The 25,382-nt window shown below is 66.2% G+C and carries 17 protein-coding genes, 2 rRNA genes, 1 other RNA gene and 1 pseudogene (1 of these 21 running past the window's edge); 13 read left to right on the top strand and 8 right to left on the bottom strand.

Features of this window, described 5'->3' with window-relative positions:
- Positions 1 to 43: 43 nt before the first annotated feature.
- From rpoZ to FKV23_RS02835, 3 genes are all read right to left on the bottom strand, one after another.
- Positions 44 to 343, bottom strand: coding sequence for a DNA-directed RNA polymerase subunit omega (gene rpoZ / locus FKV23_RS02845; RefSeq protein ID WP_141622498.1), 300 nt, complete (start codon positions 341 to 343; stop codon positions 44 to 46).
- A gap of 128 nt (positions 344 to 471) precedes the next feature.
- Positions 472 to 1,095: a guanylate kinase gene (gene gmk / locus FKV23_RS02840; RefSeq protein WP_141622497.1), complete on the bottom strand. Its 624-nt coding sequence runs from the start codon at positions 1,093 to 1,095 to the stop codon at positions 472 to 474.
- Between the two features lie 136 nt (positions 1,096 to 1,231).
- Positions 1,232 to 2,092 (bottom strand): YicC/YloC family endoribonuclease, encoded by an 861-nt coding sequence (locus FKV23_RS02835; protein ID WP_141622496.1) that lies wholly within the window; start codon positions 2,090 to 2,092, stop codon positions 1,232 to 1,234.
- A 129-nt stretch (positions 2,093 to 2,221) separates the two neighbouring features.
- Here FKV23_RS02835 and rph point away from each other — a divergent pair, with 129 nt between their 5' ends.
- From rph to FKV23_RS02810, 5 genes and pseudogenes are all read left to right on the top strand, one after another.
- Positions 2,222 to 2,950, top strand: coding sequence for a ribonuclease PH (rph, locus tag FKV23_RS02830; protein ID WP_141625001.1), 729 nt, complete (start codon positions 2,222 to 2,224; stop codon positions 2,948 to 2,950).
- Positions 2,951 to 2,952: 2 nt separating this feature from the next.
- On the top strand, positions 2,953 to 3,543 hold the full coding sequence (gene rdgB / locus FKV23_RS02825) for an RdgB/HAM1 family non-canonical purine NTP pyrophosphatase (protein ID WP_141625002.1): 591 nt from the start codon (positions 2,953 to 2,955) through the stop codon (positions 3,541 to 3,543).
- 100 nt (positions 3,544 to 3,643) lie between these two features.
- A pseudogene (hemW, locus tag FKV23_RS02820) lies at positions 3,644 to 4,840 on the top strand (radical SAM family heme chaperone HemW); the annotation flags it as partial.
- Positions 4,841 to 5,088: 248 nt separating this feature from the next.
- The gene (locus tag FKV23_RS02815) at positions 5,089 to 7,392 is read left to right on the top strand and encodes a DUF1631 family protein (protein WP_141622494.1); all 2,304 of its coding nucleotides are present in this window, start codon (positions 5,089 to 5,091) and stop codon (positions 7,390 to 7,392) included.
- Positions 7,389 to 7,748 (top strand): PilZ domain-containing protein, encoded by a 360-nt coding sequence (locus FKV23_RS02810; RefSeq protein ID WP_141622493.1) that lies wholly within the window; start codon positions 7,389 to 7,391, stop codon positions 7,746 to 7,748. Before FKV23_RS02815 ends, FKV23_RS02810 begins: the two co-directional genes overlap by 4 nt.
- Positions 7,749 to 7,916: 168 nt before the next feature.
- Here the strand turns inward: FKV23_RS02810 and FKV23_RS02805 are convergent, their stop codons facing one another.
- On the bottom strand, positions 7,917 to 10,589 hold the full coding sequence (locus tag FKV23_RS02805; protein WP_244244078.1) for a bifunctional diguanylate cyclase/phosphodiesterase: 2,673 nt from the start codon (positions 10,587 to 10,589) through the stop codon (positions 7,917 to 7,919).
- Positions 10,590 to 10,646: 57 nt separating this feature from the next.
- Here FKV23_RS02805 and pepQ point away from each other — a divergent pair, with 57 nt between their 5' ends.
- Positions 10,647 to 11,984 (top strand): Xaa-Pro dipeptidase, encoded by a 1,338-nt coding sequence (pepQ, locus tag FKV23_RS02800; RefSeq protein ID WP_141622492.1) that lies wholly within the window; start codon positions 10,647 to 10,649, stop codon positions 11,982 to 11,984.
- 166 nt (positions 11,985 to 12,150) lie between these two features.
- Here the strand turns inward: pepQ and FKV23_RS02795 are convergent, their stop codons facing one another.
- Together FKV23_RS02795 and FKV23_RS02790 are read right to left on the bottom strand one after the other, a co-directional pair.
- Positions 12,151 to 13,476, bottom strand: a complete 1,326-nt coding sequence (locus tag FKV23_RS02795; protein WP_141622491.1) for an aminopeptidase P N-terminal domain-containing protein — start codon at positions 13,474 to 13,476, stop codon at positions 12,151 to 12,153.
- A 15-nt stretch (positions 13,477 to 13,491) separates the two neighbouring features.
- Positions 13,492 to 14,046, bottom strand: coding sequence for a UPF0149 family protein (locus FKV23_RS02790; RefSeq protein WP_244244077.1), 555 nt, complete (start codon positions 14,044 to 14,046; stop codon positions 13,492 to 13,494).
- Between the two features lie 239 nt (positions 14,047 to 14,285).
- Between FKV23_RS02790 and FKV23_RS02785 the strand changes: the two genes are divergently transcribed.
- The 7 genes from FKV23_RS02785 to rpiA all read left to right on the top strand — a co-directional run bounded on the left by FKV23_RS02785 (position 14,286) and on the right by rpiA (position 21,735).
- Positions 14,286 to 18,944 (top strand): EAL domain-containing protein, encoded by a 4,659-nt coding sequence (locus tag FKV23_RS02785; protein ID WP_167284916.1) that lies wholly within the window; start codon positions 14,286 to 14,288, stop codon positions 18,942 to 18,944.
- A 31-nt stretch (positions 18,945 to 18,975) separates the two neighbouring features.
- Positions 18,976 to 19,197 (top strand): TIGR02449 family protein, encoded by a 222-nt coding sequence (locus tag FKV23_RS02780; protein WP_141622488.1) that lies wholly within the window; start codon positions 18,976 to 18,978, stop codon positions 19,195 to 19,197.
- The gene (locus FKV23_RS02775; RefSeq protein ID WP_141622487.1) at positions 19,197 to 19,502 is read left to right on the top strand and encodes a cell division protein ZapA; all 306 of its coding nucleotides are present in this window, start codon (positions 19,197 to 19,199) and stop codon (positions 19,500 to 19,502) included. The genes FKV23_RS02780 and FKV23_RS02775 overlap by 1 nt, the downstream gene beginning before the upstream one ends.
- Positions 19,503 to 19,583: 81 nt before the next feature.
- A non-coding RNA gene (ssrS, locus tag FKV23_RS02770) (6S RNA) lies at positions 19,584 to 19,770 on the top strand.
- Positions 19,771 to 19,877: 107 nt separating this feature from the next.
- Entirely contained in the window at positions 19,878 to 20,492 is a 615-nt protein-coding gene (locus FKV23_RS02765) for a 5-formyltetrahydrofolate cyclo-ligase (RefSeq protein ID WP_141622486.1), read from the top strand.
- Positions 20,493 to 20,506: 14 nt separating this feature from the next.
- The gene (locus FKV23_RS02760; protein ID WP_141622485.1) at positions 20,507 to 20,992 is read left to right on the top strand and encodes an EVE domain-containing protein; all 486 of its coding nucleotides are present in this window, start codon (positions 20,507 to 20,509) and stop codon (positions 20,990 to 20,992) included.
- An 80-nt stretch (positions 20,993 to 21,072) separates the two neighbouring features.
- A complete protein-coding gene (rpiA, locus tag FKV23_RS02755; RefSeq protein ID WP_141622484.1) occupies positions 21,073 to 21,735 on the top strand; it encodes a ribose-5-phosphate isomerase RpiA in 663 nt (220 codons plus the stop codon).
- A gap of 857 nt (positions 21,736 to 22,592) precedes the next feature.
- On the opposite strand, the gene rrf is transcribed toward rpiA, so the two are convergent.
- A 5S ribosomal RNA gene (rrf, locus tag FKV23_RS02750) occupies positions 22,593 to 22,707 on the bottom strand.
- Positions 22,708 to 22,897: 190 nt separating this feature from the next.
- Positions 22,898 to 25,382 (bottom strand): 23S ribosomal RNA (locus FKV23_RS02745) (it continues 395 nt past the right edge of the window).

Below are 25,382 nucleotides of genomic sequence, written 5' to 3'. Positions count from 1 at the left end.
CCGAAGCGGGGCCGTTGATGGCAATGGGCAGAGCCCGGCCGGATCAGTCGTCGCTCTTCGACATGTCCTCGTCGGCGACCACTTCCGCGGCAGCCCACTCGAGGGCTTCGCGCTCCTTGCGCGCGCGCTCGGCCTTCTCGACCGCCTCGATGTACCCGGCATCGACCTGGCGCGCGGCGATCTCTCGCAGTGCCAGCACGGTCGGCTTGTCGCTGTTTTCGGTGTTGTCGAGCATCGGCTCGACGTTGTTGGCCAGCTGGCGCGCGCGCTTGGCGGCCAACATGACCAGTTCGAAGCGGTTGTCGACCACTTCCAGGCAATCTTCTACGGTGATGCGTGCCATGGGGCTCCTGGCGGCGGGGCGCCGTCATGCGGACTGGGGACTGCTCAGTCTAGCGCTCCGGCCAAGCCGAAGCAAGCCCACCCTTTTGAAATCAGTCAGTTAGCCCTATGCCAATGGGGCCGTCCTGCTTACTTTCCCTCGTCCGCCAGCAGCGCGCCGATCAGCTTGCCGTGCCGGGCCACCTGCATCTCCCGGCGCAGGCGGCTGGCGGTGAACACCGCGCACATCTCGTCCACCGCCACCGCGAAGTGCTCATTGACGATCACGTAGTCGAATTCACCGTAGTGGCTCATCTCCTCGCGTGCAGCCAACAGGCGCTGGGCGATCACCTCATCGCTGTCCTGGCCGCGGTTGCGCATGCGCTGTTCGAGCGCAGCGCGCGAAGGCGGCAGGATGAACACGCTGATCGCGCCCGGCACCTGCTTGCGGACCTGCCGCGCGCCCTGCCAGTCGATCTCCAGCAGCACGTCGCGGCCGGCGGCCAGCATCGGCTCGACCGACTGTCGCGCGGTGCCCTTCCAGTCGCCATGCACGCGGGCATGCTCGAAGAAGTCGCCGGCATCGATCATGCGCTGGAACTCCGCCTCGCTGACGAAGTGGTAATGCTCGGCATGGCGTTCACCGGGGCGCGGCGCGCGCGAGGTGAACGAGATCGACAGGCAGATATTCGGATCGCGCGCGAGCACCGCGTTGACGATGCTGGATTTTCCGGCCCCCGAAGGAGCGGCGACGATGAAGAGGGTTCCACGCATAGGGGCTATGCAATCACTTTGTTCATTCCCTTCTCCCGCTTGCGGGAGAAGGTGCCCGAAGGGCGGATGAGGGGCTTCCGGCGCAGGTTCTGCCCTCACCCCAACCCTCTCCCGCACGCGGGAGAGGGAGCCTGAATTACTCGATGTTCTGGATCTGTTCGCGTATCTGGTCGATCAGCACCTTGAGCTCGACTGCGGCGGCCGAGCTGCGGGCATCGACGGACTTGGAGCCGAGGGTGTTGGCCTCGCGGTTGAACTCCTGCAGCAGGAAGTCGAGCCGGCGGCCGACGGCCTCGCGCAGCTTCAGCACGCGGCGTGCTTCGCCGATGTGCGCGGTGAGGCGGTCGAGTTCCTCGTCGACGTCGAGCTTCTGCAGCCACATCACCAGTTCCTGCTCCAGTCGGCCGGGCTCGACCGGCTGCGCCAGGTCGGCAAGGCGTGCCTCCAGCTTCTGGCGCTGGCTGTCGCGGATCACCGGCATCAGTTCGCGCAGGGTGGCCACGTGGCCCTCGATCGCGTCCAGCCGCTCGCCGATGAAGGCGGCCAGCTTGGCGCCTTCGCGTTCGCGCGCGGCGACGAATTCATCCAGCGCCTGGTCGAGCAGTACAAGCGCCTCGGCCTGCAGTGCAGCCGGGTCGGCAGCCGGGGCCTGCAGTACGCCAGGCAGTTGCAGCAGTTGGGCGAACTCGGTGTGCAGGCCGGGAAAGCGCGAGGAAAGGTCCAGCGCCAGTTCGCTGAGTTCGCGCAGGCGGGTCGGATCGGTCTTCAGCGCCGCCTCGCCTTCCGGTGCGCGCAGGCGCAGCGCGACGTCGAGCTTGCCGCGCGACAGCCGGGCCTGGATGCGTTCGCGCAGGGCCGGTTCCAGCGGCCGCAGGTCATCGTGCAGGCGCACGCCGATCTCGAGGTAGCGGTGGTTGACCGAGCGCAGCTCGCAGGCCAGCGCGCCCCACGGAGTGTTGCGCTCGCCGTTGGCGAAGGCGGTCATGCTGCGGATCATGCGGTGTTCTGCGGTGCCTGACGGCCGTGAAGTATGCCACCGATGGCCTGCATTGAGGCCGGCCCGGCTAGAATCGCTATCCCCACCAGGCACGTGCCCACCATGACCGACCAGCCTTCCACCACTCCCATGCGCCCGAGCGGCCGCGCCCCCGGCCAGCTGCGCGAGGTCCGGATCGAGCGCGGCTTCACCCGTCATGCGGAAGGCTCGGTCCTGGTCAGCTTCGGCGACACCCGGGTGCTGTGCACGGCCAGCGTCGAGAACCGGGTACCGGCATTCCTGCGCGGCAAGGGCGAGGGCTGGGTCACCGCCGAGTACGGCATGCTGCCGCGCGCCACCCACACCCGTGGCGACCGTGAGGCCGCACGCGGCAAGCAGGGCGGGCGTACGCTGGAGATCCAGCGCCTGATCGGCCGGAGCTTGCGCGCCTGCGTCGATCGCGACCTGCTCGGCGAGCGCACCATCACCCTCGACTGCGACGTGCTGCAGGCCGATGGCGGCACCCGCACCGCCGCGATCACCGGCGCCTACGTGGCCCTGGTCGATGCGGTCAACGGCCTGATCAAGAGCGGCGCGATCAAGCCCAAGGGCAGGCGCACACCGGTATTCGGCGCGGTGGCCGCGGTCTCGGTCGGCATCTGGAAAGGCGTGCCGGTGCTCGACCTCGACTACGCCGAGGACAGCGACTGCGACACCGACATGAACGTGGTGATGAACGACGGCGGCGGCTTCATCGAACTGCAGGGCACAGCCGAGGGTCATGCCTTCCGCCGCGAGGAACTGGAAGCGATGACCGCGCTGGCCGAACGCGGCATCGCCGAACTGATTGCCAAGCAGCGCGAGGCGTTGGCGCAGTGAGCCTGCGGCGCATCGTCGTCGCCAGCGGCAATCCGGGCAAGCTGGCCGAATTCAACCAGCTGCTCGGCGGCAGTGGCGTCGAGTTCATCGCCCAGGGCGAGCTGGGGGTGGAGGACATCGAGGAAACCGGCCTGAGCTTCGTCGAGAACGCCCTGCTCAAGGCCCGCCACGCGGCGCGCGTGACCGGCCTGCCGGCGCTGGCCGACGACTCGGGCATCTGCGTGGACGCCCTCGACGGTGCCCCCGGCCTGTACTCGGCCCGCTATGCGGGCGAGCCAAGCGATGCCAAGCGCAACATCGAAAAACTGCTTGCCAAACTTGCCGGCCTGCCCGACCACCGCCGCGGCGCCCACTTCCACTGCACTTTGGTCCTGCTGCGACACCCGATCGACCCGCGCCCGCTGGTCGCCGAGGGCGAATGGCACGGGCGCATCCTCGAAGCCCCGCGCGGCGACGGCGGCTTCGGCTACGACCCGGTGTTCTTCGACCCCGGCCTCGGCAAGGCCGCCGCCGAGCTGCCGCCGGAGGTGAAGAACCGAATCAGCCATCGCGGATTGGCGTTGGCGGAACTGAAGAAGCGGCTGGTCGTCTAGCTCGTCGCGAGGCAGGGAAGCAATACCCGTTTCGGGCACCGCTCCATCCGAAGTCGACACCCCAAAGCATCGCCACCCTCCGAGTGGGACAATACAAACCATGTCCCTCGCCCTGCCGCCACTGTCGCTGTACGTGCACCTGCCCTGGTGTGTGCGCAAATGCCCGTATTGCGACTTCAACTCGCACGAGGGGCGCGGGCCGCTACCGTTCGACGGCTACGTCGACGCGCTGATCCGCGACCTCGACTTCGACCTGCCGCTGGTCTGGGGCCGCACCGTGCACAGCGTGTTCTTCGGCGGCGGCACGCCGAGCCTGTTTCCGCCGGAGACCATCAACCGCTTCCTGCAGGAGGCCAGCGCGCGGCTGCGCTTCGCACCCGGCTGCGAGATCACCCTGGAGACAAACCCCGGCACCGCCGAGCACGGCCGCTTCGAGCTGTACCGCGAGGCCGGGGTGAACCGGCTCAGCTTCGGCATCCAGAGCTTCGACGACGGCTGCCTGCAGCGGCTCGGACGCATCCACGACAGCAACGAGGCCGAAGCCGCGGTCAGGCTGGCCCGGGATGCCGGCTTCGACAACTTCAACCTCGACCTGATGTATGCGCTGCCAGAGCAGACCCTGGCGATGGCCGAGCGCGACCTGGAGCGCGCCATCGCCCTGCAGCCGACGCACATCAGCCATTACCAGCTCACCCTGGAGCCGAACACGCTGTTCGCGGTGAAGCCGCCGCCCGGCATTCCCGACGACGACGCCAGTTGGGACATCCAGGAGCGCTGCCAGGCCCTGCTGGCCGAGGCCGGCTACGCCCAGTACGAAGTCAGCGCCTACGCCCGCCCGGGCCGCCAGTGCGTGCACAATCTCAACTACTGGCATTACGGCGACTATCTCGGGATCGGCGCCGGCGCGCACGGCAAGATCACCCTGCCCGCATCCGCAGATGCGCCGCCGGCGCAGGTGGCCGGCGCGCGGATCGACCGGGATGGAACGGTGTTGCGCCGATGGAAGCAAAAACACCCGGCGCGTTACCAGGCCGACGCCGGCACCGCCGCCGCGATCGGTGGCGGCGAGGCGGTGGCGCCCGCGCAACGTCCCTTCGAGTTCATGCTCAATGCGCTGCGCCTGGTCGACGGCTTCCGCCTGGGCGAGTTCATCGCCCGCACCGGTCTCGACGTCGAGGCCATCCGTCCCCGGCTGGATGACGCCATCGCCCGTGGGTGGCTGGAACGCGACGGCACCACGCTGCGCCCGACCCCCCGGGGCCGGCAGTTCACCAACGACCTGGTTTCCCTGTTCCTTGAGGACGCGCCCGCAACGCCTTCCGGCAGCAGCGTCCCGATGCCTGACGCTCCCGGCGAAGTCATCCGCTGACCGTACGACGGTCGGCCAACCGCCCCTGCCTGTCCTGCCCGGCTTGCGTCTGACGTTCCTAGAGTTCAGGCTCGGCTTCAAGATCCGGGAGCGAGAGGCCCCGCGGAAGCCCGGGCCGGGGCCTCGATACCGGCGGACTGCCGCCACCCATCTCACCCGGCCTGGGCACACAGGGCATGTCAGCCAGATTGGACTCCAACGCCACACCACCCTCTGCCTGGAATCTCGCCTCTGCCGATCTGCCGCGGCGGGTGCGAACGGCATTGGAGCGGCTGTACGCCCTGACCGCGGAGAACCTTGGCCGGCAACTCGAGAACACGCTCGGCGATTTCGAGAAGCAACTGTTCAAGCTGGCCGAACAGGCCCGCAACCCCGCGCGGCAAGCCGACCATTTCGAGGCCCTGCGGCGGGTCCGGCTGCACCGCGGCGAACTGCAACCGCGCTTTCTTGGCGCGCTGGAAGCGGCACTGGCCTCCATCCGCGTGCCGGCCACCGGCAGCGCCGAGGCAGACTCCGATCCGGGCCTTGACGAGTTGCGCCTGGTCGACGATGCCGAGGTCAGCGAGGACAACGTCCTCGACGCGATCGCCACCCGCCACGAGTCGCGATCGGGCCTGCCGCTGATGCTGCTCGGCCAGCGTTTCGGCGTGCTTGCCGGTGCGCCGGCGTTCGATGCCAGCCACCTGCCGGTCGGTCCGCGCCAGCTGTGCCGACTGCTGGCCGAATCCAGTCGCGTGCTCCAGCTCGAACCGGAAGCCCGGCTGCTGCTTTTCGAAAGCTTCAACCACCACACGATGAATGGCTACTCGCAGCTGGCAGAGGCGATGAACGCATTGTTGGCGCGCGAGAACATCCTGCCCGGCCTGTCCTATGTGCCGCTGCGGGCGCGGCCCGCTGAACAGGTTGAAGAGCACACCCACGCGCCCGCGCAGGAACACGAGCCCGAGGCCGTGGCACCACCGCCGCGCCGGCGCAGGCCACCGCAGCCGCTTGCGCCGGCCTCGCAGCGGCCGCATACGCACTGGTGGGGCCAGGCCGGCGAGGAAACCGGCAGCGGCGGCGATGAGACTGACGACAACGCCGACTACCAGGCGCTGCAGGAACTGCTGTCCAGCCGCCGCGAAGCTCTCGAAAAAGCGCATCCGGCCGCCGGTGCGCCGGAGCAGGTACCGCTGCCGACACCCGACCTGGTCGCCGCGCTGGCCGCCCAGCAGGACGCCCTGTCGCCTGCCGAGCAAAAGCCACGCACCATCGCCGATCTCAAGCGGGCGCTGCTGGCCCGGGGCCGGCAACAACATGGCCGGGCCACACGGCTGTCGAACGAAGACGAGGACACCTTCGAGCTGCTCGGCCTGCTGTTCACCGAAATCGGCCGCGAGCTGCGCGAAGGCACCACCAGCCACAGCCTGCTCGAACGCCTGCAGGTACCGCTGCTGCGCCTGGCCCTGCTCGACCGCGCCTTCCTGGTCCGCCATCAGCACCCGGCACGGCAGCTGCTCAACACCGTCGCCGAGGCCGGCGCCCGCTGGATGGCCGAGGACGACGGCGATCCACGCCTGGAACGGCAGTTGCGACAAGCCGTCGAACACGTGGTCCGCAACTACCAGGGCGACGAGGCGGTCTTCGAGACCGCGAACACTTCATTGCAGGGCCATCTGCAGCAGCTGGCCCGCAAGGCGGAACTGAGCGAGCGCCGCCATGTCGAGGCAGCGCGCGGCAAGGAAAAGCTGATCGTGGCCCGACGCCGCTCCGCCGACACGATCGCGCAGGCCGTGGCGGGACTGCAGCTTCCACGTTTCATCCAACGCCTGCTCGAACAGGCCTGGGCCGACGTGCTGACCCTGACCCTGCTGCGCCATGGCGAGGACTCGGAGGAATGGGCGCAGTACGCCGGAATGACCTCCATCCTGGCCACCTCCGGCACTGGCGGTGCGCCGCCGGAAGGGCTGGAAGCCGAGATCGGGCAGGCGCTGGCCCAGGTCGGCTACCACCCGGGCGAAGCCGCGCAGATCGCCCGCCACCTTGCCCGCGGGCACGACGACGAAACCGAGAACCCGACATCACGCACCGAACTGGTCATGAAGCTCAAGTCGCACGTGCGGCTGGGCGACGACGCCGGTACTCCGCAGGGCACACCGGTGCCGCCGCGCAATCCACGCGAACAGGCCTGCTACGAACATCTGCGCACGTTGCCGTTCGGCACCTGGATGGAGTTCGTGCTGAACCAGCAGGGCGACATGGTCCGCCGCCGGATCGCCTGGTTCAGCACCGTCACCGACCGCATGCTGTTCGTCAACCAGCGCGGCCAGCGCGTCGACGAACAATCGCTGGACCAGGTGTCGCGGCTGATGGCACAGGAGCAGGCCCGCATCGTCACCGCCGATCGCGGCCACCTCATCGATCGCGCCTGGCAGGCCACGCTGAGCGCGCTACGCAACTTCGCCGGCATGCCGGACCGACCGCAGGGAGCCACTTCGTGAGTTCAACATCGCCCAGGGAGTTCCGTCGCGCCCAGCGCCAGCGCGTGCGTGGCACGATCCTGGTCACCGATTCCATGACCGACATGGGCGTCGGTCGGGTCGGCAACCTGTCGGAAAGCGGCATGCTGCTGATCGCCCACTCGCCGCTGGTCGACGATGCGCTGTACCAGTTCCGCTTCAACCTCGGCCCCGGCGCCTCCGGCACGATCGAGGCTGGGGCGCATCTGCTCTGGCAGGACCGCGCCAGCGCACCCGGACAGGTATGGGCTGGATTCCGCTTCATCACCCTGCTCGACAGCCAGTTGCACAGGCTGCGCGACTGGCTCGCCACGAACAACCAGCGCCGTCACGCCTGACCGCTTGCCCGCGCGGAAACCCGGGCAAGCCGGCAGGCCGGGCCCGGGGAGAAATCTCGCGCTGAAGCCCCGGATGCGTTGCGGTCATCCAATGGACGGCCAGAGCACGCCAGCAGTCTGCCGGAAGCCGGTGGCCGTGGTTCCGCCGGGATGACTCCCGTGTTCACCTCATCCACCGCGATGGAACATCACGGTCTGCGGCCTGTGCAACGCGAATCCCTGGCCGTAATCCACGCCCAGTTCGACCAGGGCGCGGGCGATCCGCTCGTCGTCGACCCATTCGGCCACCACCTTCAGGCCGCGACGGTGGCCGATATCGCTGATCGCACGCACGATCGCCTCGCTCATCGGGTCGTCCAGCATGTCGCGGATGAAACTGCCGTCGATCTTGATGAAATCGACCGGCAGGTTCTTCAGATAGCCGAACGAGGACATGCCGGCGCCGAAGTCGTCCAGCGCGAAACTGCAACCGACCCTATGCAAACGCTCGATCAAACGCACTACCGGTGACAGGTTGCGCACCGCAACGGTTTCGGTGATCTCGAAACAGACCCTGGACGGGTCGACCTGGTGCCGTTCGAGCAGGTCGAGGATATGGTCGGCGAGGGTTTCATCCTCGATGCTGGCACCGGACAGATTGATGGTCGCCATTTCCAGGGCGGCGCCGTCCGGATGCAATCGATCGAAATTGGCGATCACGGTATCGATTACCCAGCGGTCGATCATCGGCATCAGCCCGTAGCGCTCGGCCGCGGGCAGGAAGGCACCGGGCATCGTCTGCCGCCCGTCCTCGCCGCGGAACCGCAGCAGGATCTCAAGCCTGACCCCGGCGCCCTGCGGCGCGGCCAACGGCCGGACCTCCTGGTACTTGAGCATCAGTTGCTGTTCGTCGATCGCCCAGCGCAGACGATTGGCCCACTCCATCTCGCTCTCGCGGCGGGTCGCGTCGTCGTCCTGCGCCGAATAGAGGTGAACGCGGTTGCGGCCGCTTTCCTTGGCGATGTAGCAGGCGGTATCGGCCTGCGCCAGCAGATCGTCGAGAGTGGCCTCGGCATGCTCGATCATCACCACGCCGATACTGGCCGTGATGGTGTAGGAACGCTGCTCCCAGACGAACACATAGCCGTCGATGTGGCGGCGGATGCGCTCACCCAACTGTTCGGCGCTGGCGCGATCATGGACATCGGCGACCAGCACGCCGAATTCGTCGCCCCCAAGCCGTGCCAGCACGTCATCGGCGCGCAACAGCTCGCGCATGATCATCGCCAACTGCACCAGCAGCTGGTCGCCGGCGATATGACCGGAGGTGTCGTTGATCAGCTTGAACTGGTCCAGATCGATGTAGAACAGCGCGCCGACCGTCCCGTTCCTGCCGGCAGCGCCAAGCGCACGGGCGAGCCGACGCTCGAATTCGCGGCGGTTGTACAGCTCGGTCAGGGCGTCATGGCTGGCCTGGTAACTCAGCAGCTCGGTCAACTGGCGCTGTTCGGAGATGTCGCTGGCCACCATCAGCAGCATCTGCCGGCCATCGAGTTCGACCGGCTTGATCGATACGCTGGCCCAGAAGCGCCGGGCCTCCCCGGTGCGCAGCACCGCCTCGATCCCCTGACAGCCATGCGGGTCGGAACCCTGTAGCCGTGCCTGAAGCTCGACATCCTCGAACAGGTCCGACAGGCTGCGCTCGCCGACCCGGCCTCCGAGACGGTCGCGCGCTGCCTGGTTGGCGTAACGGATCCGCCCGTTGCCGGCCTCGGCCAATATCACCAGCGCGGGCAGCAGCTCGTTGAGGGCGCGGAAGCGCTCCTTGCTCTCGCGGTAGCGCCGGCTCAACTGCCAGCCCCGGTCCAGCGCGCGGCGGTGGGTCCCGGCCAGCGAACCCACCAGCAGCGCCAGCAGCAGACTGATCAACAGGCCAGGCACCAGGGCCGTGTCGCCCCAGGGGGAAGCCGCACCCGGTGGCGCCAGCTCGGCCACGCGAATCCGCCAGATCCGCCCCCCGTAGCCAATATCGGAGGTGCGGATCGCACGGCCATCCCCGAGCCGCCCGCTGTCCTGGCCGACCCGGGCCGGATCCCGCTCGATGGCCGTCGTCAGCGCAGGGTGCGAGTCGTACAGCAGCACCGGGACGGAACCGCTGACATCCTCCACCGCGACGTGCAGGTCGCGCAGCGTGGCAGCCGGCAACGCCCACTCGATCAGGCTGCCGGCATGGAACGAGACCGCCAGCGAACCGACGATGCGCTGGCGTCGCTCCTGGATGTTGGCGGGCGGCGGACCGGCGGAGAAGAACGGCAGGCGCAGGGTCACGCCTTCGCCCGGCCCGCCGCCACCCTCGAACTGGACCAGAGGAAACGGCGCCGACATCACCACTTCGTCGGTATCGCGTGACAGTTCGGCCGCGCGCAGGTTGGGGGGCTGGGTGGAAATATCCAGCCCCAGCAGCGATTCGTTGCCGGCTCGTGGCGCCACCAGGGTGGTGATGAAACTCGGGCCCGTGGGGTGCGAACGCAACTCGGAATAGGCCAGCGCCTGCAGGCTCGGCAGATGCCGGCGCGGCTTCAGATTGGCGTAGAGGTTCTGGAAATCCTCGTCACTCACCGCTTCCGAGGTCAGGTACAGGCTCTGCAACGAGCGCACCAGCAACCCGCAGCTGCGCAGCTGCGACAGCACCGCCACTTCGCTGCGCTCGGCCAGCTTGCTGAACGCCTCATCGCGTTCGGTGCGGATCTTATCCAGCTGCAGCTTCGACACCCATAACGTCGGCATCAGGCCCAGCAACAGCGCGGCCAGGCTCGGCAGCCAGACGCTCCAGCGACTGAATGAGCCCGGGACCGGTGGCACCTGCGTGATCGATGAGAATCCGTCAGAATCCCTTGGCTTTCCCAAGAGACATCCTCCATGCCCGCGACCAGTCCGTCGATCTTATACCGTCAGCACCTCGACATCGTTCAGCAGCGCGCGACCGCTGCATTGGAACGGGGTGGATTCGACCATCTGCTCGTGCCCAGCGGCACCCTGCACTACCAGGCTTTCGACGACCGCGACTACCCCTATGCGGTCAACCCGCACTTCAAGGCCTGGGCTCCGCTGACCCGCAACCCCGGCAGTTGGCTGGTATTCACGCCGGGCCACAAGCCGAAACTCGTATACCTGCAGCCACACGACTACTGGCACGTGGTGCCGGAAGCACCGGACGGCCATTGGGTCGAGCATTTCGACATCAAGATCATCCGCGATGCCAACGATGCGCAGCAGCACCTGCCGAAGAACTCCACGCGCTGCGCGATCCTCGGTGAGCCGCAAAGCTCGCTTGGCAAGTACGGCGCCTACAAGCCCAACAACCCGGCCCCGGTGCTCGACTACCTGCACTACCACCGCTCGTTCAAGACGCCGTACGAAGTGGAGATGATGCGCGAGGCCAACCGCACCGGCGTGCATGCGCACCGCGCTGCCGAGCGCGCCTTCCGCGCCGGCGCCAGCGAATTCGGCATCCACCTGGCCTACTGCCAGGCCGCGCGCCAGGACGCCAACGACCTGCCCTACAGCAACATCGTCGCCCTCAACGAGCACGGCGCGATCCTGCACTACACCGAGCGCGACCGGCTGCCGCCGAAGGACATCCGCAGCTTCCTGATCGACGCCGGCGCCAGCCATGCCGGCTACGCCAGCGACATCACCCGCAGCTATGCCACCGACACCGGCGGCGAATTCCAGGCATTGATCGACGCCGTCGACGCCGCGCAGCGGAAGATGTGCGACCAGGTCCGCGCCGGCACAGACTACAAACGGATCCATATCGACGCCCACCTCGCGCTGGCCGGCATCCTGCGCGACGCGGGCGTGTTGAAGGTGTCGCCGGAGACGGCGCTGGAGACCGGGGTCAGCAGCGCGTTCTTCCCACACGGCATCGGCCATGGCATCGGCCTGCAGGTGCACGACGTGGCCGGATTCGCCGCCAGCGACAGCGGCGGCAGCATCGACAAACCCGCTGGCCACCCCTACCTGCGCCTGACCCGGATGCTGGAACCGGGCATGGCGGTCACCATCGAGCCGGGGATCTACTTCATCGACATGCTGCTCGACGAAGTGAAGAAGAATGGTCACGCCGACGCGGTGAACTGGGACAAGGTCGAGGCGTTGAAGCCCTACGGCGGCATCCGCATCGAGGATGATGTGGTATGCACCGACGGCGAGCCGGAGAACCTGACCCGCGAGGCATTTGCAGCCGCCGCCTGATCGCTGCGCCGGCTGGGAATACGCCAGCCGGAGCTTCGTAGCCCGGGTAAGGCGGAGCCGCACCCGGGACGAAGGTGGCAAAACCTGCCCGGATTGGGCGGATGGACTCACCGGTTCCCGAGTGCGGCTTCGCCTTACCCGGGCTACGGGTCCGACTCCGGTGCAGTCAGCGCGCCTCCATCAGCGCCTCGATCTCGTCCGCGCTGCGCGCCAGGCCATCGGTGAGCACCTTGTGCCCGTCCTTCGTGACCAGCACGTCGTCCTCGGTGCGGATGCCGATGCCGCGCCATTTCGCCGCCACGTGGGTGTCGTCGGGTGAAACGTAAAGGCCGGGTTCGATGGTGAACACCATCCCCGGCTCGAGCAGGCGCGATTCGCCGTCGATGCGGTATTCGCCGACGTCGTGCACGTCCAGGCCGATCCAGTGTCCGGTCTTGTGCCGGTAGTAGCGCTTGTAGCTGCCATCGGCGATGTTCTTTCGAAGGCTGCCCTTGAGCAGGCCGAGTCGCAGCAAACCCTCGGTCAGGGTTTCCACCGCAGCTTCGTGGCCGGCTTCATACGGCACGCCGGGCCGGGCCTGGGCCAGCGCCGCGGCTTGCGCATCACCCACCAGGTCGTGCAGCAGGCGCTGCTCCTTCGTGAAGCGGCCGTTGGCGGGGAAAGTGCGGGTGATGTCCGCTGCATAACCCCGGTACTCGGCGCCGGCATCGATCAACACCAGGTCGCCGTCGCATATCGGGCCCTTGTTGGCGACGTAGTGCAGCACACAGGCATTGGCACCGGCACCGACGATGCTGCCGTAGGCCGGCTCGGCGTCGTGGCTGCGAAACACCCGCTCCAGCTCCGCCTGCAGTTGGTACTCGTGCATGCCGGGGCGCACCGCGCGCATTGCCGCTTCGTGCGCACGCACACTGATGTCGGCGGCGCGTTGCATCAGCCGCAGTTCGTCGCGGTCCTTGAACAGCCGCATCTCGTCGAGCAGGTGGCCGAGTTCGAGGAACTCGTGCGGGGGCTGCGCGCCATGCCGCACCTGCGCGCGCACCCGGTTGACCCAGCCGATCAGTTTGAGGTCGAACTCCTGGTCGCGACCGAAGTGGTAGTAGACGCGGGTACGTCCTTCCAGCAGGCCGGGCAGGATGTCGTCGAGGTCGCCAATCGGATAGGCATCGTCGAAGTCGAAGGCCTCCACCGCGCCCTCCGGGCCATGACGCGGACCATCCCAGCCCTCGCGCTCGGGGTCGCGTTCGCGGCAGAACAGCAGCGCCTCGCCGTGGCGGCGGCCCGGCACCAATACCAGCACCGCCTCGGGCTCGGGAAAGCCGGTCAGATACTGGAGGTCAGAGTCCTGTCGATACGGGTAGTGGGTATCGCGGCTGCGGATGCGCTCGGCGGCGGCCGGCAGCACCAGGATCGCATCCTCGCCCGCCATGCGCATCAGTTGCCTGCGCCGACGTACGTGGTTCTTGTTGGGAATACTCAGGGGCTTCTGCATCGACAGGCCAGTGCGTCAGTTCAACCGCTGCCGGTGCTGCGCCGCCAGCACGCAGTCGCCGTGCAGCAGCAGCGTGGCCACCCGCACGAACTCCTCGATCTCGACCAGCGCTTCCTCGTCGGAATCGTCGCCGTCCTCCTGCGCCTGGGCGGCGGCAAGGCGGGCCAGGTCGGCCAATGCTTCCCGGCCCTCCTCGGACAAAGAGGACTCGGCACCAGTGGCCATGCCGAACGCGCCGATGAAGCCGCGGCACCAGTCGAACAGCGCGCCGCTGCGCTCGGCCAGGTTGGCATCCGAGTCGGGCAGCAGCAGCTCGAAGCCGAAGCCGCGGTCGCCAAGCTGGGTTTCGGTGGCGCGGGCCAGGCGATCTAACACGGAGCCCTTCTCGGGGGCAGGCAGACTGTCATCGAGCAGCAGCCGCGAAAGCCAGTCAGGCTTCAGTGCCCCACCACCAGCCAGCCAGCCGCACAGGCTGCCATGCAGCTCCGAGCCCGACACCGCCAGCGACAGGTGGCGGGCCTCGGCATCGACCTCGTTGAGAGCTGGCAATTGTTCTGGAAAAACCGACACGGGCGACTCGTGATTCTGCAGGGCCAGCGAGAAGTGTACTAAGAGCCCGCTCAAAGTCTCCATCCGGCTCCCGCCCCGCGGCCCGGGGCAGCCTTTGTCCTGCGCGGCGATCCCGGGTGAAACGTCATCCGTGTATGGTCCCGGCCACCCGGTGGGCGGCCTGCCGCTCGGTAGCGCGAAAATTGGCGCACCAGCCACGGCCTGCCTACACTGACCGGACCCGACAGGATCCCGCACCGATGCCCCGACGGTCGCTCCCCGACCCGGTCCACTCGCCTACAGCCCGGATCGCCAACGGCCTGCGCGGGCGACTGTGCATGGCATGGCTGGCCGGCGCGGCATTGTGGCTGGCCTGTCCGATGGCAGGTGCCGCCATCCGCGACCACTATTTCACTTCGCTGGGCAGCGAACACGGGCTGGCGCAGGCCACCGTGCAGGCGTTGGTCGAAGACCCGCAGGGCTTCATCTGGGTGGGTACCCAGGGCGGACTCCACCGCTACGACGGCGACCGTTATCAGTTGTTCCGGCACGACCCCCGCGATCCGGCCAGCCTTCCCGACAGCAGCATTACCGCGCTGGCGGTATCCGGCGAGCACAGCTTGTGGATCGGCTCCAATTCCGAGTATGTGGCCCGGCTGGACCTGGACAGCGGCCAGATCCAGCGCTTCGCATCGACCGTCGGTGCCGGACACCGCCCGCGCCGGGTCAATGCGCTGCTGGCACGCCCCGGGCGATTGTGGGTGGCCACCGGCGAGGGGCTGGAGTGGCTCGAACCGGCCACCGGTACGCGGACCCGGGTGCTGGCCTTCGACGCGCCGCCACCACAGCGCCAGGGCCGCCAGACCCTGGTGGCCGACCGTGGCGGCACGGTCTGGCATGCCACCTCGCTCGGCCTGTTCAAGGTGACGGCATCCGATGTCGTGGAACGGGTCGGGCCGGCCGAACCGGTCCTGAGTCTGGCCATCGATCATGAAGGACAATTGCTGATCGGCCGCACGGACGGCCTCTACCGGTTGGCTGGAGACGGTCGTGAGCATCAGCGCGTCTGGCCGGACACCGACGAGGCGTTCGACGCACCGGCACCGATCCAGGCCATCGTCGAGGCCCCCGACCACCACCTGTGGCTTGCGATCAATGACAACGGCCTGATCCGACTGGACCCGGACAGCGGCACATTCCAGCACGTGCAGGAAGAGCCGATGATCCGGGACAGCCTGCCCGAAAGCGGCATCAATACCCTGATGGTCGACCGCGGCGGAATGCTGTGGATCGGCGGCTCGTTCCGCGGCGTTGCGATCACCGACCCGCGCGGCAGCCGGTTCCGCTACATCTATAACCTCGACCGGCAGGACCGCTACAGCATTACCGCGAGCAACAGCGTCCGCGCCATCCACGAAGACCCCGACGGCGACTACTGGATCGCCACGGACAACAACCGGTTCTGGCGCTACGACCCACACGCCGACGACTTCGAGGAATGGAGCGATCGACTGGCGACGTTGTTCCCGGCCGACACTGCGCCGGTGCGCGTGCTGGCCATCGCCGACGCGGGCCATGGCCGCATGTGGCTGGCGACCAGCATGGGACTGGTCCGCTTCGATCCGACCGCGGACGAACTCGAACTCCATCCGCTCGGCGACTACGCAGGCACGCCGCTGCGCAGTATGCTGATCGACAGTCGCGGCGACCTCTGGCTGGGCACCTCCAACATCGGCGCCTTGCACGTGCCGCGCGACGGCGGCCGCATCGTCCACTACGCCCCTCGCGGCGGCAGGCGCCCCGACAACGACGCTGGACGTCACCTGCCCGGCCGCACCGTGCACGCGTTGCTGGAAGACCGCAACGGCCGGATCTGGTTCGGTACCGGCGACGGGCTGGCCCTGCTCGATCCCGGAAATGGGCGCCTGCGCCACTTCCATCATGGAGTGGACGCGCCTGACAGTCTTTCCGGCAACCTGGTCCGCGCGTTGCGCCTGGATCGCAACGGAACGGTCTGGGTGGGCACCCGCTCCGGCCTGAGCCGGGTCGTCGAAGGAGATGGCGATGCGTTGAACGGCACGGTCCGCTTCGATCACCCGCTCACCGCCCGCCTGGCCGATCAGCCGGTCCCGATGGTGTTCTCGATCGAGGAAGACGAGGACGGACAACTCTGGATCGGCAGCGACACCGGCATGCTGCGCTTCGACCCGGCCAGCGGCCACACCCGCCACTACGGCCTGGCCGATGGCCTGCAGGATCTGGAGTTCAACGGCGGCGCCTCCACCCGCCTTCGCGATGGCCGGCTGGTCTTTGGCGGCGTTCGCGGCCTCAACGTGTTCGCCCCCGACCGCATCCTCGACTCGGCTTACACCCCGCCGCTGCGACTGTTGTCCACCCGCATCGGCACCCAGGCGGCAGACGACGGCACCATCCTGTGGCAGCCGCAGGCGCTGCGGGTGCCGGGCGGCACCGATATGCTGCGTCTGCGCATCGGGGCGCTCGACTACGCACCCACCGCAGCGCTGCGTTACCGCTATCGCATGGACGGATTCGATCGCAGCTGGATCGACAATGGCGACCAGGCCGACATCACCTACACCCGGCTGCCGCCCGGCCAGTACACTTTCCGCGCCCAGGCCACCAATCGCGACGGAGTCTGGAACTCGACCGAGCTGCAACTGCCGGTCCACGTGGCGCCGCCGCTGTGGCGCCACCCGCTGACCCTCGGCATGGCCGCCCTGATAGGCCTTGGCACCGCCTTGGTCGCAGGCTGGCGCTGGCGTCGCAACCACCGCCGCGAACAGGGCTGGCTACAGCAACTGCGCGAACGCGAAGAACGCCTCAAACTGGCGCTGTGGGCCTCCGGTGAACAGTTCTGGGACTACGACCTGGGCCGCGGACAACTGCACTGGATGCGCGTCCACGATGCCGACGGCAACGCCCCGCAGATCACCACCCACACCCAGGTCAACACCACCCACGAGGTGCATGCCGACGATCTCAAGCAAGTTGCCGAACAGCTCCGCCGCCATCTGCGCGGCGACACCGCACTGTTCCTGTCCGAACATCGCTCGCGCACGCCCGAAGGCGGCTGGGCATGGATGCGTGCCCGCGGCCGCGTGGTCGAACGCGATGCCCAGGGCCGGGCGGTGCGCGTGGCGGGCACCGCCCGCGACATCACCCGCAGCCGCAGCGCCGAGCGCGAACGCCGCATCGCCAGCGAGGTCCTGCGCAGCATGGCCGAGGCGGTCGCGGTGTTCGATTGCGAATTCAACTTCATTTCGATCAACCCGGCGTTCGAGCGCATGACCGGCTACGGCGCCGACGAGGTCATCGGCCAACCGACCAACCTGCTCGACAGCCCGCGACACCTGCCCGAGTTCTATCGGGAGCTGCAGGACGAACTCGAGCACAATGGGCACTGGTCCGGCGAGCTGTGGCAGCAGCGCAAGGACGGCAAAGAGTTCCTGTGTTCTCTGCAATGTACGGCGGTGCGCGAAGCCGGGGGCAGGATCGGCCACTACGTGGCGGTGCTGGCCGACATCACCGACCAGAAGCGCGCCGAGCAGGAACTGCGCTACCTCGCCAACTACGACACCCTCACCAACCTGCCCAACCGAGCCCTGTTGTCGGAACGGTTGTCGCGGGCGATCGTCCGCGCCCGCCGCAACAACCGCAGGATCGCAATCCTGTTCCTCGACCTGGACCGCTTCAAGGACATCAACGACTCGCTCGGCCATGCCGCCGGAGACCGCATCCTGCGCGCCGCCGCCAATCGCCTGCAACAGACCGTCGGCCCCGACCATACCGTCGCCCGCCTTGGTGGCGACGAGTTCACCGTGGTGCTGGAGGACCTGGACAGCATCGAGCAGGCCGAGCAGGTCGCATCCGAACTGCTGGAGGCGTTCGAAACCGCACTCGACTTCGACGAACGCCACGACGTCTCGATTTCTCCATCGATCGGCATCGCCGTGTACCCGGACCATGCCCGGGTCCCGACCGATCTGCTCAAGCACGCCGACACCGCGATGTACCAGGCCAAGGCCGCCGGACGCCGCACCTGGATGCGCTACCACGACACCATGGACGTGGAAATCCGGCGCCGCGCCACCATCACCGCCGCACTGCGCAGGGTGCTCGACCGCGGCGAACTGCAACTGGTCTACCAGCCCCAGCTCTCGCTGCGCGAGCAACGCATCACCGGCGTCGAGGCGCTGCTGCGCTGGCACAGCGAAGAGCACGGCTTGATCCCGCCCGCACAGTTCATCCCGCTGGCCGAAGAAACTGGCCTGATCCTGGAGATCGGCGAATGGGCATTGCGCGAGGCCTGCATGCGGCTGATGCAATGGCGCCACCAGGGCCATACCGACATCACCATGGCGGTCAACGTCTCGGCACTTCAGCTGCTGCGGGGCAACCTGCCCAGGGTGGTCGCGCGCGCGCTGCAGGACACCGGCATCCCGCCCGCACAGCTCGAACTGGAACTGACAGAGAGCGTGATCATGGCCAACGCCGAACAGGGTGCGGCCACCCTCGGCGCCCTGCGCATGCTGGGCGTGAAGCTGGCGGTGGACGACTTCGGCACCGGCTACTCGTCGCTGTCCTACCTCAAGCGCCTGCCGATCACCTCGCTCAAGATCGACAAGGAGTTCATCGACGACCTCGGCCACGACTCCGACGATGCCGCCATCACCAGCACCGTCATCACCATGGCCCACTCGCTGGGCCTGACCGTGGTTGCCGAAGGCGTCGAAGACGAGGCCCAGATGCGCTTCCTGCTCGATAACGGCTGCGACGAGATCCAGGGCTACTGGCTGTCGCGACCGCTCGATGCCTCGGCCTGCGCGGCGTTCCTGCGCCGGTGGCCGTCTCGTGACGATGCTCCCACGGCACATGCACCGCCGCGCCATACCGCTTGACCGCACGCATGGCGCTGCCTATCGTGCCGCAATGGACCATGCCGAACTCCTTGCCCAGCTGCAGGCTCTGGCGACCCGCGTCGAGCAGCTCGCCGATCGTGCCCGTCGCCAGGCCGAGGAGAACCGCAGCCTTCGCCAGCAGCAGGAGCAGCTGGTCGGCGAACGCTCGGCCCTGCTGGCCAAGAACGAGCAAGCCCGGATCCGGGTCGAGGCGATGATCGCGCGCCTTAAGTCTTTGGAGCAGCACACCTGATGACACGCCCCAACACCCCGGTCAGCATCCGCCTGCTCGACCGTGAGTACACCGTGGGCTGCGAACCCGACGAGCGCGACAACCTGCTTGCCGCCGCCAAGCTGCTCGACGGCAAGATGCGCGAGGTCCGCGGCAGCAACCGCATGGCCGCGCTCGACCGCGTGGCGGTGCTTGCCGCGCTCAATCTCGCCCACGAACTGCAGCAGCAGCGTAGCGACGACGACCGCGTCGGCCGCGAACTCTCGCGCACCCTGACCGAGCTCAACCGCAGGCTTGACGGTCTGTTCGACGACAGCGCCGGCTGAATCGTTTTTCATGAACGCTTTCCCTCGTCCCTACCGACGAGCGGACTCGTCGGTCGCTTCCGCCGCGCTATACTCCGTCCACGTCCTCTGCTGTGAACGACGGCGTACGCAAACATTCGCCTTGTCCCTTAATCGCGACCGCGGGGGCGCTACGAAGACCCGGAGTGCAAGTCCGCCATGCAGCGGAAAGCCCGACGGCCTCCAGGCGTCCCCACTTGAACCCCGGGTTCAAGGTCGTTTCGTACGCATCGCCATTGGCGGAGGACTTCTAGATTTCCGCGCGCAGCGCCCCAGTGGCGCTGTTCGCGTATTCGGCCCGTCTCCCGGGCTTGAGGCTTCTTTTCTTTATCGGCAAGCCGGCGGGAACCGCTCCGGATGAACCCAGAGTCCGACCCTCCCTTCCACGCAGCCCAGCGCCGCCAGCTCCGCGAGGACCTGCGCATGCGCCGCCGTGCCCTGTCCGCCGCCGCCCGCGTGAGCGCGGCCGAGCGGCTAGCCGACCGCCTGCTCGACCTGCCCTTCGCTCCCCGCTCGGGCCACGTTGCCGGCTACTGGGCCAACGATGGTGAGATCGACCTTCATCCCTGGCAACTGCGACTGCCGGCTACCTGTACCTACTGTCTGCCGGTGCTGGGTGAAGATCGCCGCCTGCGTTTCGCCCCATGGCGCCCGGATGCCCCACTGGTGCCCAATCGCTTCGGCATCCCCGAACCTGACATCCCCACTTCTGCCCTGCTCGATGCTGTCGATATGGCACTGGTGATACTGCCACTGGTCGGTTTCGGCGCGACCGGCCAGCGGCTGGGCATGGGCGGTGGCTGGTACGATCGCAGCCTCGAATTCCGTCGCGACCGCCCGGGCCCGCCCTGGCTGGTCGGTGCCGCGTTCGAACTGCAGCGTTGCGATACGCTGGAAGCCGAACCCTGGGACGTGCCTCTCGACGCTGTCTGCACCGAGTCGGCGACCCACGATTTCCGTACCGGGACCTGACACGACCAAGCACGATGACCGCACGCTCGACGACTGCACGCCGCCGCTACTGGCTGATGAAATCCGAACCCAACGCCTTCTCGATCGATGACCTCGAACGGGTCGGCATCGAACCGTGGAACGGCGTGCGCAACTACCAGGCACGCAATTTCATGCGCGATGGCATGAAGGTTGGCGACGGCATCCTGTTCTACCACTCGAACTGCGCCGTGCCCGGCATCGTCGGCGTCGCCTCGGTTGCCAGTCACGCCTACCCGGACGAAACCCAGTTCGACCCGATGTCCGACTACTACGATCCGAAAAGCACGCGCGAGGAGCCGCGCTGGCAACTGGTCGACGTCGCCTTCGAACGCAAGCTCGGACGCACGATTCCCCTCGACGAGATCAAGCAGCATGCCGACCGTCTCGGGGAGGAATTCCCCCTGGTCCGCCGCGGCAATCGCCTGTCGGTGTTTCCGGTCACCGCCGCGCAGTGGAAGCACCTGCTCTCCCTCGAATGATCAGCTCCCTCGACCCAAGCATGGCCACGACCCTGCTTTTCACCCCCAACTCCTAGTCTCCAGCCCTGGCCGTATCACCCATGTCCGAATCCAAACGTCTGGCCGCCGAAAAAGCCATCGAATACGTCGAGGACGGCATGATCGTCGGCGTCGGCACCGGCTCCACCGTCGCCTACTTCATCGACGCCCTCGCCCGCATCAAGGACCGCATCCAGGCCACGGTGTCCAGCTCCGAGCGGAGCACCGAACTCCTGCGCGGCCACGGCATCGAGGTACTCGACCTCAATGCCACCGGCTCGCTGTCGCTGTACGTCGATGGTGCCGACGAATGCGACCCTCACAAGCGCCTGATCAAGGGTGGCGGTGCCGCGCTGACCCGCGAAAAGATCATCGCCGAGGCCAGCGAAAAGTTCGTCTGCATCGTCGACCCGAGCAAGCGCGTCGATGTGCTCGGCAAGTTTCCGCTGCCAGTCGAGGTCATCCCGATGGCCCGCAGCCTGGCCGCACGCCAGATCCTCGCCCTCACCGGCGGCCAGCCGGTCTGGCGGCAGAACTCGGAAGGCGCGCCGGTGGTCACCGACAACGGCAACTGGGTGCTCGACATCCACAACCTGTCGATCACCGACCCGGTCGGCATCGAGCAGGCGATCAACCAGATCCCCGGCGTGGTCAGCGTCGGCCTGTTCGCCCGCCGCCCCGCCGACGTGGTGATCGTCGGCGGCGAACCTCCGCTGGTACTGTAGAACCACGATGCGCCGGCACGCTTCCGTCATCGCGTGCGGAATCGTGCTGGCGCTCGCCGCCGGTACCGGCACGGGCGCGCCGCCGGTAGCCCTTGATCCGGTCTTCGTGCCTCCCGTCAGGCAGCTTTCGCCGACACTGCAAGCGCTCAAACGGGAATTCGCAAGCATCGTCGCGCGGCGTGACATGGACGACCTGCTCGCCCACATCCGGCCCGACAGCAAGCTCAGCTTCGGCGGCGACCACGGGCAAGTCCGGGGCTCTTTTTTGATTCTTCGCCCAATCGAGGGGAAAGCGCCGGGTCTGTTGGATGACCGGGGCGCGGGGGGCAAAGGCCCTTGGATGCGAATGTCCCCCGGCACGGGCCCTGGCCGGCGCCTCCTCCTTGATTTCGCACCCAAGGGCCTTTGCCCCCGCGTTCCGACATGGCCGGTGGTTCCAGACAGGGAATCCCGGGGAGGACGGCTTCGCGTTCCAGCTTGACCGCGCGATCCGACGAGGCCTGCCGGCCTTGACGGCGAAATCAAGGAGGCCGCCGCCGCCACGGGCGGCGGCCGGGGGACATTCGCCGTCAAGGCTGGCAGGTCGCGTCGGGACAGCCAGGTAACGGCGAAACCGGCGATCGAACGCAGGCAGCGGCGTCTACGCCAACGCCTTCGTCGAAGGCGAGTTCCTTCTCAATTGGGAGAAGAATCTCTTTGGGCGACCCGACGTCCGTCGAGCGCCGAAATCGAGCCGCCGGAGGTCCTGCTGTTGCGGTGTCTGCTTGACGGGGACGCTTACGATGGCGGCTGGGTATTTTTGATTGGCGCAAAAGAAGAAGGCCGCCCCTGATGAGGGGGCGGCCTTCGGTGTAAATGTTCAGCGATGACCTACTCTTGCATGGCTTAGGCCACACTACCATCGGCGCAGCTGCGTTTCACTTCCGAGTTCGGAATGGGATCGGGTGGTACCACAGCGCTATGGTCGCTGAACAAGCTGGTGAAGCGGCGCAGGGAGACAGAAGTACCTTGCGTCCAGCTTGCATGGGGTGGGAAGTAGCGAGTGTGAGATGAATGCCATCGACGTATCGTCGAGGATAAAGCACTTTTTTGAAGAGTCCGCACAGGGATGTGCGGGACATTCGCGAATGGACGCGCAAACAAAAAAGCCACTTGAGGTTATATGGTCAAGCCGCACGGATCATTAGTATCAGTTAGCTCAACGCATTGCTGCGCTTACACACCTGACCTATCAACCACGTAGTCTTCATGGTTCCTTTAGGGGACTTGTGTCCCGGGAGATCTCATCTTGAGGCGCGCTTCCCGCTTAGATGCTTTCAGCGGTTATCGCTTCCGAACATAGCTACCCGGCAGTGCCACTGGCGTGACAACCGGAACACCAGAGGTTCGTCCACTCCGGTCCTCTCGTACTAGGAGCAGCCCCTCTCAAATCTCCAACGCCCATGGCAGATAGGGACCGAACTGTCTCACGACGTTCTGAACCCAGCTCGCGTACCACTTTAAATGGCGAACAGCCATACCCTTGGGACCGACTACAGCCCCAGGATGTGATGAGCCGACATCGAGGTGCCAAACACCGCCGTCGATATGAACTCTTGGGCGGTATCAGCCTGTTATCCCCGGAGTACCTTTTATCCGTTGAGCGATGGCCCTTCCATACAGAACCACCGGATCACTAAGACCTACTTTCGTACCTGCTTGATCCGTCGATCTTGCAGTCAAGCACGCTTATGCCTTTGCACACAGTGCGCGATGTCCGACCGCGCTGAGCGTACCTTCGTGCTCCTCCGTTACTCTTTGGGAGGAGACCGCCCCAGTCAAACTACCCACCATACACGGTCCCCGACCCGGATTACGGGCCCAGGTTAGAACGTCAAGCACGACAGGGTGGTATTTCAAGGATGGCTCCACCACAACTGGCGTCATGGTTTCAAAGCCTCCCACCTATCCTACACAGACGAACTCAACGTTCAGTGTAAAGCTATAGTAAAGGTTCACGGGGTCTTTCCGTCTTGCCACGGGAACGCTGCATCTTCACAGCGATTTCAATTTCACTGAGTCTCGGGTGGAGACAGCGCCGCTGTCGTTACGCCATTCGTGCAGGTCGGAACTTACCCGACAAGGAATTTCGCTACCTTAGGACCGTTATAGTTACGGCCGCCGTTTACCGGGGCTTCGATCAAGAGCTTCGCCTTGCGGCTGACCCCATCAATTAACCTTCCGGCACCGGGCAGGCGTCACACCCTATACGTCCACTTTCGTGTTTGCAGAGTGCTGTGTTTTTGATAAACAGTCGCAGCGGCCTGGTCACTGCGACCCCCGCCAGCTATAGCTCGCACGAGCCACCAGCAGGGGTGCACCTTCTCCCGAAGTTACGGTGCCATGTTGCCTAGTTCCTTCACCCGAGTTCTCTCAAGCGCCTGAGAATTCTCATCCTGCCCACCTGTGTCGGTTTACGGTACGGTCTGCGTAAGCTGAAGCTTAGGAGCTTTTCCTGGAAGCGTGGCATCAATCACTTCGCTCTAATGAGCTCGTCTCGGTGCTCGGTGTTAAAGGGTCCCGGATTTGCCTAAGACCCACACCTACCGCCTTTCCCCGGGACAACCAACGCCCGGTAGACCTAGCCTTCTCCGTCCCTCCATCGCACTTACGCGAGGTGCTGGAATATTAACCAGCTTCCCATCGACTACGCATTTCTGCCTCGCCTTAGGGGCCGACTCACCCTGCGCCGATTAACGTTGCGCAAGGAAACCTTGGGCTTTCGGCGTGCGGGCTTTTCACCCGCATTATCGTTACTCATGTCAGCATTCGCACTTCCGATACCTCCAGCAGACCTCTCGATCCACCTTCAACGGCTTACGGAACGCTCCTCTACCGCGCATCACCAAAGTGATGCACCCCAAGCTTCGGTTCTGTGCTTAGCCCCGTTAAATCTTCCCCGCAGACCGACTCGACCAGTGAGCTATTACGCTTTCTTTAAAGGGTGGCTGCTTCTAAGCCAACCTCCTGGCTGTCTGTGCCTTTCCACATGGTTTTCCACTTAGCACAAAATTGGGGACCTTAGCTGTGGGTCTGGGTTGTTTCCCTTTTCACGACGGACGTTAGCACCCGCCGTGTGTCTCCCATGCAGTCTGTCCTGGTATTCGGAGTTTGCCATGGTTTGGTAAGTCGCGATGACCCCCTAGCCATAACAGTGCTCTACCCCCAGGAAGATTCACATGAGGCGCTACCTAAATAGCTTTCGAGGAGAACCAGCTATCTCCGGGTTCGATTAGCTTTTCACTCCTAATCACACCTCATCCCCTACCTTTGCAACGGGAGTGGGTTCGGGCCTCCAGTTGATGTTACTCAACCTTCACCCTGGGCATGACTAGATCACCCGGTTTCGGGTCTATTGCCCGCGACTATGCGCCCTATTCAGACTCGGTTTCCCTTCGCCTCCCCTATACGGTTAAGCTTGCCACGAACAATAAGTCGCTGACCCATTATACAAAAGGTACGCAGTCACCCCGAAGGGCTCCTACTGCTTGTACGCACACGGTTTCAGGGTCTATTTCACTCCCTTCACCAGGGTTCTTTTCGCCTTTCCCTCACGGTACTGGTTCACTATCGGTCGGTCAGGAGTATTTAGCCTTGGAGGATGGTCC

Source organism: Lysobacter alkalisoli (genome assembly GCF_006547045.1).
GTDB lineage: Bacteria > Pseudomonadota > Gammaproteobacteria > Xanthomonadales > Xanthomonadaceae > Marilutibacter > Marilutibacter alkalisoli.
The sequence above is the reverse complement of the archived record's forward strand: the minus strand, read 5'-3'. Positions and strand labels throughout refer to the sequence as shown.